We start from the raw sequence: 12,322 nt of genomic DNA on the forward strand, positions 1-12,322 counted from the left end.
GACACTCAGGTTCGTGTCTTTTGCGACTAGTCAATTCTAGTGTGCACAGGGTGAATCATGTGGAAGTTCACATAAAGGAAAACTCCAGTTCCCTCCACATGCAATACAATCAGATTCATTGGTGGGCCAGGTTGGGCAGCCACCGCTAATACTCTTCTGCTCTTCTTTAGCTATTAGCTGAGCATTTTTTAATTTTAAAATGTCTTTCAACATAATTTAAAGTTTTGATGGTTTTGTGTTTTCCCGAACCTTTATAGACACTCGGGGATATGTCTGTCCTTGCAAGGATATCTTTATGTTTTTATCAGTTCGCTATTACCCTGTTTTTTTTGAGAGTCAGATGAGTATGCAGGTGGTGCTGCGATCAGCTCATCTATAAATAAACCGAGGTCCTTGATCTCGTATTCCTTAGGGAAATAGTATCCGTTTATAACCGTGGCAGGAGTGTAATTAATGCTGTTGGCTTTACACCACTCCGATTGTGCTTCCAGGAGGTGTTTGTAGGTCAGTTTTTTACTGATACCGAACTTCTTCTGCCAGGAAGCTATATTCCTGTCCTGAAACCATTCTTTAAAGGCATCCAGGCATTTTTCTTCATCTTCCAGGAAGAATTTTTCCAGCAAGCGATGGGAGATCTGAGTCCCTTCATTGTTCTCGCTTTGGTAATTGACATTAAAAACGAAGGAGATGTGTATATCTTCGGCATGTGTATCCAGAAGACTTGTATAAGTTTGAAAGGAAGCTTTGCAAAAACCGCAAAGCGGGTTGGTAATGGCTATAATTTTTAAGGGAGCTTTTGGATTCCCGAAACTTATAAGCGAACCTGAATCATAGATCTTATCGTCTTTAACAAGTGCCTTTTTTGTGAGCAAACCGGTAAACAATTCAAGGTTTCGCTTGAATTTCATAAAATCGATCCGGGCAGATCTTAAACTGTGATTTTCCTTTATCAGAGGCTTTAATCTTGTCCATAAAAAAAGCGATGCAGCAAAAGCGAAAACAAAAAAGGAAACTTCTTTGACAGGGAGATAAAAAGGAGTATTCCCGATGAGTGTTAGCGAAAACTGGGTAACTATCACTGCTGCGATCCCTAAACAGAGCAGGCACCATTTTTTTACGGAATACCACTGATAGAATACAGAGTAGATCAATACCGGCACAGAAAGTGCCCCTATACTCATTAAAATAGAATTCTGATAGCCGTTAAACAACAGAAACAGGATAAGGGTGGCAGAATAGGAGATAGCCATATCGCTTAAGGAAACCAGACCGAATAACTTTGCTCCGTTAGATTTGATCACATCAGAACAGCTCGTATTCGAATATTTGGTACAGAGCTTAACAATATTGGCTGTATTTAAACCCATTTCTTCTCTGGCGATCAAAAAACTAAGATAGGCCCCTCCAAAGGAGAGAAGATAATAGAGGACTGGGATCAGTTCAAAATTGTTCCAGCCGTACAGAAAAAGTGAAGCCACAATCAAAAGTCCACCGACCAGCTTAAAATTCGATATCCTTTTGATCTTTTTATCGAGCTCAGGTTTTTGCGGCTCTATAGCTATGATTGTAGGGCCCCATCTGGGCTCAAAATCTTCCAGTTGTATTTTTTCTTTATGCCCTTTATCGCTATATATGCGTATCCTGGTATTTGAAGGGTGTCGGCTTACCATAACCAGCTGTTTTCCTTCTTCGGTCCCTACAAGGGTCAGGAAATGCTCAGGGAGCTGATCGAGGTATTCTTTAGGTATGGAGGCCGCAATGTTTTCTATTTTAAAATAATCCAGAGTATCTGTAATCGATTTTAAAGAAGGATAATCGGGATGGGCCAGCAATTGTAATTTTAAATCCTGAGAGTCAATGTTTAAGTAATTGGACTCAACAAGATATTTCAATACGAGTTTATCCATTTTAAAAATGTTAATTGTGTGTATTAGCAGCTTTTACTGCAATCATTTGTACGAAATAAATGATTTGTTATGGTTGGAACTTTCTATAAAATTAAGAAGAGTATAGATTAAGAAGTCAAAATCATCGACAAATTACATAATATTTAACGTTTACTTAAAAGATGCCTTGTTTTGAGCTTTAACTGTATTATATTGGAATAAAAATACCGTAGTCAGAGTGTTTTTTTACCTCAATTACGGATGTTTTTTTAAACTTTTTGCAATTGGAATTTCCCATGCTATTTATAAATTTGAAGGCTAATTTATTTTAAATGAGAAAGAAATCCTTTTATTCTGTTGCCATAGTGCTGCTGACTATTTTGTTTTTTGTGATCGAGGAGTATGTGCTGACAGAACCGGAAAACAGGACTCCGGTTGAGGAAAATGACCCTGAGCCAGGAGAAGGGATCAATACTTTTTATCTTCCGACCTCTACAACACGTCAGGTAGTACATCATAATTACTACTCCCTGTCTTACGATGAAGCACATGAACAGGCAGAGTGGGTGGCGTACGAGCTTAAAAAAGCACATCTTTCCCAAAACAATATAAAACGGCCGTATTTTATCGAGGATCCCAAGCTGAGATCGCGTTCTGCAGATTGGAGGAATTACAAGAATTCCGGCTACGACAGAGGGCATTTATGTCCGGCAGGAGACAGAAGGTTTTCTGTTCCGGCTTATAATGAGACCTTTTATACCAGTAATGTAACTCCTCAGAAACACAGCTTTAACAGCGGAATATGGAACAGACTGGAGCAAAAGAGCAGATACTGGGCAAAAAAATATGACGGGATCTTTGTGGTAACGGGAGGTATTCTTAACAAGGAGCTGAAAACTATCGGAAAGGAAGGAGTATCTGTACCGGAGTACTTTTATAAGGTCTTGCTGGACAACCAGAACGGGAATTATAAGATCATAGGCTTTCTGATCCCTCATGAAGAAAGTAGTAGTTCCCTGGAAGACTTTGTAGTTCCGGTAGACAGGATCGAGGAGCTTACCGGGATAGATTTTTTTACCAAACTGGATGATCGGATAGAGGAAAAACTGGAATCAATCAATGGAAGCAGTGACTGGTTTTAGCTTATAGCCATTCATTGATCCTGTTGGCATCTAACTTAAGAAAGATAAAGAGCAGAATGGTGAAGCCCCAAAGCCCCGATCCTCCGTAGCTAAAGAACGGAAGTGGGATCCCCACAGTCGGGAGAAGGCCGATAACCATTCCGATATTGATGGCAAAATGGAAAAATAAAATAGAAGCCACACTATAACCGTATATCCGGCTAAACTGAGATTTCTGTCTTTCGGCTAAAAACAGGAGTCGCAACAGCAAAATAGAGAATAAAAGAACTACCAGAGTACTTCCTGCAAAACCCCATTCTTCACCTACCGTACTAAAGATAAAATCGGTATGCTGTTCCGGAACAAAATCTCCTTTTGTCCTGGTACCTTCCAGGTATCCCTTTCCGAAAAAACCACCGGAACCGATAGCAGATTCCGATTGAAAAGTGTTGTAGCCAATGGTTTTTCTTATCTCATCAAGTTTTTGCGGGTCTTTTTCCAATCGTAACCAAAGTCCGAAGCGGTCTCTGTGCCTTTGCTCGAATACATTATTGTAAATAAAACTAACCGAATAGGAAAATCCGATAGCCGCTATAAGTGTAATTAAATAGGGGAGAACAGAAGTCCTTTTGTTCCTTCGTTTTTTAACAATAAATACCAGCAGTACAATAGCAAAACTCCCGAAAGCAACCCAGGCGGACTGAAAGATAAGAGTAGCTACAAAAAGCAATATTGCAACCAGACCTATAAACAGGTAGAGAGGAGAAAGCCCTTCTCTGTATAGAACAAAGAAGAAAGAGGCATAAACCAAAGCACTTCCCGGATCGGGTTGAGGGATGATCAATAGTGCCGGTATGGCAATGATAAGCAGAGCCCTTAACTGATCTTTAAGCCTGTTTATACTGGTTTGTATATCGCTGAGGTATTTAGCCAGAGCGAGCGCCGTTGCCGCCTTGGCAAATTCCGATGGCTGGAGGGTCATCCCTCCGATCGCATACCAGGAGGTAGCTCCGTTTACATTTTTTCCGAAAACAAACAAGCCGAGAAGAAAAACCAGGGAAACCAGGTAAATGATACTGGAAAACCGTTCGTAGAACTTTGCTTCGACAGATAAGACCAGGATGATGAGAAAAACGCTTAGACCTATAAAGAACAATTGCTTTCCGTATGGAAGCGTAAGGTTAAAAACAGAAGTGTTCTCATCGGTAAGGGTGGTAGAATAGATATTCAGCCAGCCTATGATAACCAGTGAAAAATAAAGTAAAATGCTTAACCAGTCTATTTTTTGAATCAGCTTAGCGCTCATCTTCTATTGTTGGCTTCTCGCCATTTATGCTAATAAAATCCTTTCCGTCATTAATTCTGAAAGATTTGCCGCTTAAGGGTTTTGCGTACTCTTCCTCCAGACTGCCATTCAGCACATAATCTTCCATGTCCTTCCTGCTGATCTCTCCCTTGATGTATTTTTCTATCATCAGGCCTGCAATCCTTCCTGCCCATCGATTTCCCCAATATCCGTTTTCCACAAAAACAGCAATGGCTATTTTCGGGTCTTCAATCGGAGCAAAAGCAACAAAGATCGAATGATCTGTCAGCTGCGCTCTTTCACCGTTAATCCTGGTGAAATTCTCAACCGTTCCGGTCTTTCCGGCGATCTTGATCCCCGGGACCTGGATCCATTTTGCAGTTCCTTTATTATAAACATCATACATACCCTGAATAACAGGTTCAAAATGCTCAGGGCTTATGGTCGTGAAGTGTTTTTCCGTGTATTTTTTCGCGATGGTATCCCTTTTACCTACCTTTTTTAAGATGTGCGGTTTGATGTACCATCCGCGATTGGCGATAGCTGCCGTAATATTTGCCAGCTGGATAGGAGTGGTAAGGATTTCTCCCTGACCGATCGCATTAGAGATGGTATTCGTGGCAAACCAGCGTTTCTCTCCGTATTTCCTGTTGTATTCACCTTCACCCGGAACCCTTCCTCTCTTCCCTGTAGGCAGGTCGTAATCCAGATAGTTCCCAAGGCCAAAGCTTTTGATATGGTCAGACCATTTATTTATCCCCTCTGCCGGGCTTGGGTATTTTTCGATAACTCTTCTGTAAACATTGGCAAAATACGAGTTACAGGACTCGTATATCCCTCTGTTCATATTATTTCTGGCTCCGCTATTGCAATGACAGCCCATAAAAGAACTCCTTCCGTAACGATAACCGTGATAACAGGTAAAAGTGGTATGCTCGTTTACAACTTCTTCCTCAAGGGCAATAAGAGCATTTAATGTTTTAAAAGGCGATCCCGGAGAATACATTGCCAGCAGACCGCGATCGAAAGTAGGATTGGCGATAGAATCGTAATAGAGTTTGGTGTAGTTTCTGGAACGCTGCCTTCCAACCAGTAAAGCAGGGTCGTAGGTAGGTGCCGAGACCAGACTGAGGATCTCTCCCGTCTTTGGATCCAGAGCAACGATCCCGCCTCTTTTGTTTACCATTAACTGTTCTCCATACATCTGCAGATCCCTGTCGAGGGTCAGGTGTATATCATTCCCCTGAATGGGGAGGGTATCATAGGAACCGTTTTTATAAGGGCCGATAACCCGGTTAAAACGATCTTTCTGTATAAATTTTACGCCTTTCCTTCCTCTTAATACCTCTTCGTACTGTTCTTCTACTCCCTGTCTTCCGATCAGTTCTCCCGATTGGTAATAAGTGTGTTTTTTAAGATCGCGCTCGTTTACCTCACTAATATATCCGAGGACATTGGCGGCCGTACTCTCTGCATAATAGCGAAGAGAACGCTTCTGTATATAGAAGCCTTCGTATTTTCTCATTTTTTCCTGCAGCAGGGCGTATTCACCTTTGGAAAGCTGAGGGACAAATACCGAGGGAAGCCTGGGAGAGTATACCCGTGCTTTTCGGTATTTCTCAATAAAATCTTCCTTACTGATGTTTAAGAGCTTGCAAAACTCCAGGGTATCCAGAGCTTTTACATCCTTGGGAATGACCATGACATCATACGCCGGCTGATTGGCTACAAGAAGCTGCCCGTTACGATCGTATATGTATCCCCGTTCAGGATAATCATAGATGGCTTTTATCGCAGTATCGTCCAAAAGATTACCGGTAGGAGGGTTCCAGACCTGTAAATACGATAGCCGCCCGATATATACGATGGCTATAATTACGACGATAGAGGATAAAAGTAGTTTTCTCATGATTTGGCTTTTCTAAGAAGGGGTATGATCAATAAGCATAAAAATACGGTAAATACACTGGAAAATAACGTATTTTTTAATATAGAAAGTATATTAGAGAAGCTAAAAATTTCCAGACCGAAAAGTATAAGGTGGTGAATGAGTATCATAATGATTAGATATACCACTCTCTGGCCAATGGGAGTATTACTTATTTTAATGATCTGGTATTCGTAAATATTCCCGAATGCAAACTTAAGCACTACCGGTCTTATGTAAGCAATACAGACCGATGCAGCTGCATTGACCCCTCCGGTATCACTGAAGAGATCGACAAAAAAACCGATCAGAAAAGCCAGGAAAAGGAACTGTGCCCGGTTTTCTTTTTTAATGGGATAGAGGAGGATAAAAAGGATATAGATATACGGATTTATAAATCCAAGGAAATCTATATGATTAAACACAAGTACCTGGGCAAGGACCAGGAGAATAAAACGGACAATATTTAAGATGATATCACTGTTCATTCGTCAGGTTTTCCAATTGCTTAATTTCATCCGTATTCATGTTCTCTATAATATAAACATGCTCCAGGCTGGTCATATCATTAAACAGCTTAACGTTTATAATATAATAGTTCTCGGAATCGTCGAATTTAAAATCCATGATGGTCCCGATTGGGATATTCTTAGGGAAAATGGTAGACATCCCCCCGGTAATTATGGTGTCTCCCACCTGCGGATTTGCAAGATCCGGGATATCGGTAAGCTGAACAATATTTCTTTTTTTCGTATCCCACTCAAGAGTTCCGAAGTGAGAGGTGTTTTTTAGCTGAGCATTGATCTCAGACAAGGAATTCAGTACAGATTGCACCGTGCTGTGACCTGAAGAAGTATTGTCTATAATACCTACGATCCCGTTCGTGGTTATCACTCCGAGATCCTGCTTTATCCCGTCCTTTTTTCCTTTGTTGATCAGGATATAGTTTTTGGTCTTATTGTAACTGTTCTTGATAACGGTTGCACTCTTTATCCTGTAATTAAGGAGATTGTTAGTACTGTCTTTTATAAGAGAATCTACCGTATTCTCGCCCTGATTTAATATAAGATTTCTCAGTCTCAGGTTTTCTTCAACCAGTTTCTGATTTTGTTCTTTCAGATCGAAATAAGAACTGATATTATTCACAGATTCATAAACTCCCCCGGTTAACCAGTTAGCCGAATTAATGAATTTGCTTCTGTGATAGGAATGAGATTGAAAAGTAAAGACAAGAGATAATGACAACAATGCAAGGAAAAAGAAAAAATTCCTGTTTCTTATGAAAAAAGCAATAATATTCTGCATGTCATTTTAGCTGTCTTATCTGATAAGAATACTCTTGTATCTGTCTATATTCTTTAATGCAATTCCGGTTCCTCTTACCACAGCTCTTAAAGGATCTTCCGCAATAAAAACAGGAAGATCTGTTTTCTGAGATAGACGCTTATCCAGGCCTCTGAGCATAGATCCTCCTCCAGCAAGGTAGATCCCGGTATTGTAGATATCGGCTGCAAGCTCCGGCGGGGTTTGCGATAAAGTTTCCATAACCGCATCTTCCACTCTAAGAATAGATTTGTCCAGGGCTTTGGCAATCTCCCTCCAGGTAATCTGCACCTGCTTAGGCTTTCCTGTTAAAAGATCTCGCCCCTGTACGCTCATTTCTTCCGGCGGGATCTCCAGATCCTCCGTGGCCGCACCTATCTGGATCTTGATGTTTTCTGCCGTGGTCTCTCCAACGTATAAATTGTGCTGGGTGCGCATGTAGTAGATGATATCGTTGGTAAATACATCACCTGCAATCTTCACCGATTTATCACATACGATCCCTCCGAGGGCAATTACGGCAATTTCCGTGGTTCCTCCTCCTATATCTACGATCATATTTCCTTTTGGCTGCATGATATCAAGACCAATTCCGATAGCCGCTGCCATAGGTTCGTGAATCAGGTATACTTCCTTCCCGTTAACTCTTTCGGCAGATTCTTTTACCGCCCTCATTTCAACTTCCGTGATCCCCGACGGGATACAGATCACCATTTTAAGAGAAGGAGTGAATATCTTTTTCTTAAGTGCAGGAATATTTTTAATGAACATATTGATCATTTTTTCCGAAGCGTCGAAATCTGCAATTACCCCGTCCTTCAGTGGCCTGATCGTTTTTATATTTTCATGCGTTTTCCCCTGCATCATATTTGCTTCTTTGCCCACTGCAATAATTTTTCCGTTCATACGGTCTCTCGCAACAATAGAAGGACTGTCAACCACAACCTTATCATTGTGGATGATCAAAGTATTTGCAGTTCCCAAATCTATTGCTATTTCCTCTGTTAAGAAGTCAAAAAATCCCATTTAATTTAAGCTATTAATTAATGTTCCTGTACTTATTTGGTCTGATAAGTATCAAATGTAATAAATTTAATGTTTAAAATGACGTGTGCCTGTAAATACCATTGCCATCTTGTTTTCATTACAGTAATCGATACTTAGTTGATCCTTTATCGAACCTCCGGGTTGAATTACAGAAGTAATACCTGCATTGTCGGCTATTTCCACACAATCCGGGAAAGGGAAGAAGGCATCGCTCGCCATAACGGCTCCTTTCAGATCGAAATTGAATGAATTTGCCTTTTCAATAGCTTGTCTCAAAGCATCAACACGGCTGGTCTGTCCTGTTCCGCTTGCCATTAACTGTTTGTTCTTGGCCAGGACGATGGTATTGGATTTGGTGTGTTTACAGATCTTGGATGCAAACAAAAGATCTTCTATTTGTGAAGCATCCGGTTTTTCGTTTGTCTGAACGCTCAGGTCTCCTTCGGAATCGGTTTTCAGATCCTTATCCTGCAGCAATACCCCGTTCAGGCATGTTCTTACCTGGGTTTCCGGTAATTCAATATCTTTCTGGATCAGAATGATCCTGTTTTTCTTTCCTTTTAGCACAGAGAGTGCTTCTTCACTATAGGAAGGTGCGATCGCCACTTCACAGAATAGTTTGTGGATCTCTTCTGCCGTAGCTACATCTATTTCCGTATTTGAGATCAGGATCCCTCCAAAAGCAGAAACCGGATCTCCCGCCAATGCATCTGTGTAAGCTTGCTTTACAGTTGGACGTGTAGCTATACCACAGGCGTTATTGTGCTTTAAAATGGCAAAGGTAGGCTGGTCTCCTTTAAATTCTCCCATCAGGTTTACAGCTGCATCTACATCGAGAAGGTTGTTATATGAAAGCTCTTTTCCGTGAAGTTTATCGAACATCTCCTCAAACTCTCCGAAGAAATATCCTTTCTGATGCGGATTCTCTCCATATCTCAACTCTTTTCCTTTGGTAATACTGCTTTTGTAAACAACTTCATCACTGTTGAAATAGTTAAAAATGGCAGTATCATAGTGAGAAGAAACGTTAAATGCCTTGGCAGCAAAACGTTTTCTGTCTTCCAGCGAAGTAATGCCGTTCCCTTCGGAGATGATAGAAAGGAATTCTGCGTAGTCATCAACAGAAGCTACACACATTACATCTTTAAAGTTCTTGGCTGCTGCACGGATCAGAGAAATTCCGCCTATATCTATTTTTTCAATGATATCCTGTTCTGAAGCTCCGCTGGCAACAGTTTTTTCGAAAGGATAAAGATCTACGATAACAATATCTATCTGCGGGATCTCGTATTGCTGAAGTTCAGCTACGTCCGTATCATTGTCCTGTCTGTTCAGGATCCCTCCAAATACTTTTGGGTGCAGGGTTTTTACTCTCCCTCCTAAGATGGAAGGGTAGCTGGTTACATCTTCAACCGGAATGACATCTATTCCCAGATCCCGGATAAATTTTTCAGTTCCTCCGGTAGAATAAATAGCAATTCCAAGCTCGTTAAGTTTTTTTACAATGGGTTCTAATCCCTCTTTGCTGAAAACAGAAATCAGCGCCGATTTAGCAGATTTTGAAAGATTCATTTTTAATTGTGTTGTTATTGATTGCAAAAGTAATTTTTTGCATCAAAATCAGCACACTAAATGAAAAAAATTATAGAATTTCTGCTACTTTTTCGTTCACAAATTCCAGGAAGCGTTCATCCTCTTCCGAAAACGGATCAACAGCATGAGAATCGATGTCGATCTGACCGATATTTTCACCTTTTAAGAACAGGGGAACCACGATCTCCGATTTAACATTAATACTACATGCAATATAGTTGTCCTGGGCTTTAACATCGGGCACTACAAAGTTCTTGTTGGATACAGCTACCTGTCCGCATATCCCTTTACCAAAAGGAATGATGGTATGATCTGTAGGTTCTCCCGCAAAAGAACTCAGTTTTAATTCCTCTTTGTCTCCGTTCCTGAAATAAAAACCTACCCAGTTGTAATAATCCACAGAAGATTTCAGAAACTCACAAACTGCCGTCAGTCTGTCTTCTACAGATTTATTGTAATCTGCAATGATATTGTAAACAGGTTGTTTTAAAGATTCCAGATTCATAGTGTTAATTTTTGCGCAAAAGTATTTAAAAAATCAATTAAAAGTTGAAGCAGATTTGTATATTTTTGTTTCAAACACCTGTAAACAGTGCTTAAGACTTTTAAAAAATACAAGGCTGCTGTCTTTTTTGTCCTTCGCTTTTTTGTCGCTTATACGGTGCTGACCTTACTTTATAACGCATTCCTGAATACTTTTAATGAAGCTCCCGACAGTGTTACCAGACTGGTGGCTGAGCAGAGCAGGGTTTTTGTGGACTGGTTCGATTACAAAGTAAATACTGAGATAGTAGAGAAAGAACCTTTCGTTCGCTTTTTTATAAATGACCATTATGTGGCCCGAATTGTTGAAGGTTGCAATGCTATTAGCGTTTTTATTCTTTTTACGGCTTTTATTATTGCTTATAGGGGGAGTATTAAAAAGACCCTGACCTTTATCCTCCTTGGAGGCATCCTTATCTATTTTGTGAATATCTTCAGGGTAGGCGTGCTTACCATAGGTCTTTACCGTTTTCCGGAATACAAAGATTTTATGCATCAGATCCTTTTTCCCGTAGCTATTTACGGGATGGTATTTCTGCTTTGGGTACTTTGGGTGAATAAATATGCCAAAAAGGAATGAAGTTCGTATTGAAATATTCGGGAATTGGAATTCTGTGCATTCTGCTGATTCTTATCAGGGCATTTGAAAATGAGTTGTTCTACGATCCTTTTATCCGTTTTTTTAAGAGCGAATTTACACGTATTGCATCCCCGGACTACAACTGGCCGGTACTTCTGTTAAACCATTTTTTCAGATACGCTCTCAATGCGATCATATCACTTCTTATCATTTACCTCTTTTTCAGAGACAGGCAGATCGTTAAGGTTTCTGCCCTCATTTACGGGATTGCTTTTATACTGTTGATCCCGGTTTATTTTTATCTGTTGAGGCATCTTGAAGAGAATTACCTGGCGACTTTTTACGTCCGGAGATTTCTCATCCAACCACTACTGGTTTTTATTCTGATACCTGCTTTTTATTACCAGAAAAAGAGGCAGAGCGCTGTTAATGAAAGTATAAACAAAAGTTGATTTTTAAATTTATTAGTACTTTTGTTGGGTAAATGAAGTCATTTTTATCTAAAATATCAGCTTTTTTACTGGCACTACTGGTGTTGATGTCTACAGTTTCTTTTACTGTTCACAACCACTATTGCGGTACTTTCCTGGTAAATACTTCTGTACTTGGAGAGGCTGATAACTGTAAGATGATGATGGCTGTAAAAGACACTTCCGGCTCCTGTGCCGCAGTGGAAAAATCCTGTTGTACCGATGAGGTGCTTCATGTTGAAGGTCAGGATGAACTGAAACTTTCCTTCAGCGACCTCGATCTGGATCAGCAGCAGTTTTTAATATCTTTTGTTTACTCTTTTCAGGACCTGTTTGAAGGTCTGGAGGAAAATATCATTCCATTCAGGGATTATTCCCCGCCTCCCCTTATAAGGGATATTCAGGTACTGCACGAGACCTACCTCATTTGATTTTTAAGTATAGCGCTAAATAGAAGTTTTTCTACGGAGAAAGTATTTTCTTTGTAGGAAGTACGATTGATTTAATAAATTATAGTCGAATACTT

At 40.2% G+C, this 12,322-nt stretch carries 12 protein-coding genes; 4 read left to right on the forward strand and 8 right to left on the reverse strand.

Features of this window, described 5'->3' with window-relative positions:
• Nucleotides 1-293: 293 nt before the first annotated feature.
• Nucleotides 294-1,907: a vitamin K epoxide reductase family protein gene (locus tag GWK08_RS15165; protein WP_163608075.1), complete on the reverse strand. Its 1,614-nt coding sequence runs from the start codon at nucleotides 1,905-1,907 to the stop codon at nucleotides 294-296.
• A gap of 311 nt (nucleotides 1,908-2,218) precedes the next feature.
• Here GWK08_RS15165 and GWK08_RS15170 point away from each other — a divergent pair, with 311 nt between their 5' ends.
• Nucleotides 2,219-3,028 (forward strand): DNA/RNA non-specific endonuclease, encoded by an 810-nt coding sequence (locus GWK08_RS15170; protein WP_163608076.1) that lies wholly within the window; start codon nucleotides 2,219-2,221, stop codon nucleotides 3,026-3,028.
• 1 nt (nucleotide 3,029) lies between these two features.
• Here GWK08_RS15170 and rodA read toward each other — a convergent pair whose 3' ends face one another.
• The 7 genes from rodA to GWK08_RS15205 form a co-directional block, all read right to left on the reverse strand.
• Nucleotides 3,030-4,313: a rod shape-determining protein RodA gene (gene rodA, locus GWK08_RS15175; protein WP_163608077.1), complete on the reverse strand. Its 1,284-nt coding sequence runs from the start codon at nucleotides 4,311-4,313 to the stop codon at nucleotides 3,030-3,032.
• Entirely contained in the window at nucleotides 4,303-6,222 is a 1,920-nt protein-coding gene (gene mrdA, locus GWK08_RS15180) for a penicillin-binding protein 2 (protein WP_163608078.1), read from the reverse strand. Before mrdA ends, rodA begins: the two co-directional genes overlap by 11 nt.
• Nucleotides 6,219-6,728, reverse strand: coding sequence for a rod shape-determining protein MreD (locus GWK08_RS15185; RefSeq protein ID WP_163608079.1), 510 nt, complete (start codon nucleotides 6,726-6,728; stop codon nucleotides 6,219-6,221). Before GWK08_RS15185 ends, mrdA begins: the two co-directional genes overlap by 4 nt.
• On the reverse strand, nucleotides 6,718-7,545 hold the full coding sequence (gene mreC, locus GWK08_RS15190) for a rod shape-determining protein MreC (protein WP_163608080.1): 828 nt from the start codon (nucleotides 7,543-7,545) through the stop codon (nucleotides 6,718-6,720). Before mreC ends, GWK08_RS15185 begins: the two co-directional genes overlap by 11 nt.
• A 15-nt stretch (nucleotides 7,546-7,560) precedes the next feature.
• Complete coding sequence (locus tag GWK08_RS15195) at nucleotides 7,561-8,589, reverse strand: rod shape-determining protein (protein ID WP_163608081.1); 1,029 nt, start codon at nucleotides 8,587-8,589, stop codon at nucleotides 7,561-7,563.
• A gap of 66 nt (nucleotides 8,590-8,655) precedes the next feature.
• Nucleotides 8,656-10,182: a bifunctional phosphoribosylaminoimidazolecarboxamide formyltransferase/IMP cyclohydrolase gene (gene purH, locus GWK08_RS15200; protein ID WP_163608082.1), complete on the reverse strand. Its 1,527-nt coding sequence runs from the start codon at nucleotides 10,180-10,182 to the stop codon at nucleotides 8,656-8,658.
• Nucleotides 10,183-10,252: 70 nt separating this feature from the next.
• Nucleotides 10,253-10,708, reverse strand: coding sequence for a GAF domain-containing protein (locus GWK08_RS15205; RefSeq protein WP_163608083.1), 456 nt, complete (start codon nucleotides 10,706-10,708; stop codon nucleotides 10,253-10,255).
• A gap of 87 nt (nucleotides 10,709-10,795) precedes the next feature.
• On the opposite strand from GWK08_RS15205, the gene xrtF reads away from it, so the two are divergent.
• The 3 genes from xrtF to GWK08_RS15220 are packed head-to-tail and all read left to right on the forward strand — an operon-like array spanning nucleotide 10,796 to nucleotide 12,227.
• Nucleotides 10,796-11,326 carry an exosortase family protein XrtF gene (xrtF, locus tag GWK08_RS15210; RefSeq protein WP_163608084.1) on the forward strand — a complete coding sequence of 177 codons (531 nt, stop codon included), beginning with the start codon at nucleotides 10,796-10,798 and terminating at the stop codon, nucleotides 11,324-11,326.
• The gene (locus GWK08_RS15215) at nucleotides 11,323-11,778 is read left to right on the forward strand and encodes an exosortase F system-associated membrane protein (protein ID WP_163608085.1); all 456 of its coding nucleotides are present in this window, start codon (nucleotides 11,323-11,325) and stop codon (nucleotides 11,776-11,778) included. Before xrtF ends, GWK08_RS15215 begins: the two co-directional genes overlap by 4 nt.
• A gap of 32 nt (nucleotides 11,779-11,810) precedes the next feature.
• Nucleotides 11,811-12,227: an HYC_CC_PP family protein gene (locus GWK08_RS15220; RefSeq protein ID WP_163608086.1), complete on the forward strand. Its 417-nt coding sequence runs from the start codon at nucleotides 11,811-11,813 to the stop codon at nucleotides 12,225-12,227.
• Nucleotides 12,228-12,322: the final 95 nt, after the last annotated feature.

This window comes from Leptobacterium flavescens, assembly GCF_010671605.1.
Classification (GTDB): domain Bacteria; phylum Bacteroidota; class Bacteroidia; order Flavobacteriales; family Flavobacteriaceae; genus Leptobacterium; species Leptobacterium flavescens.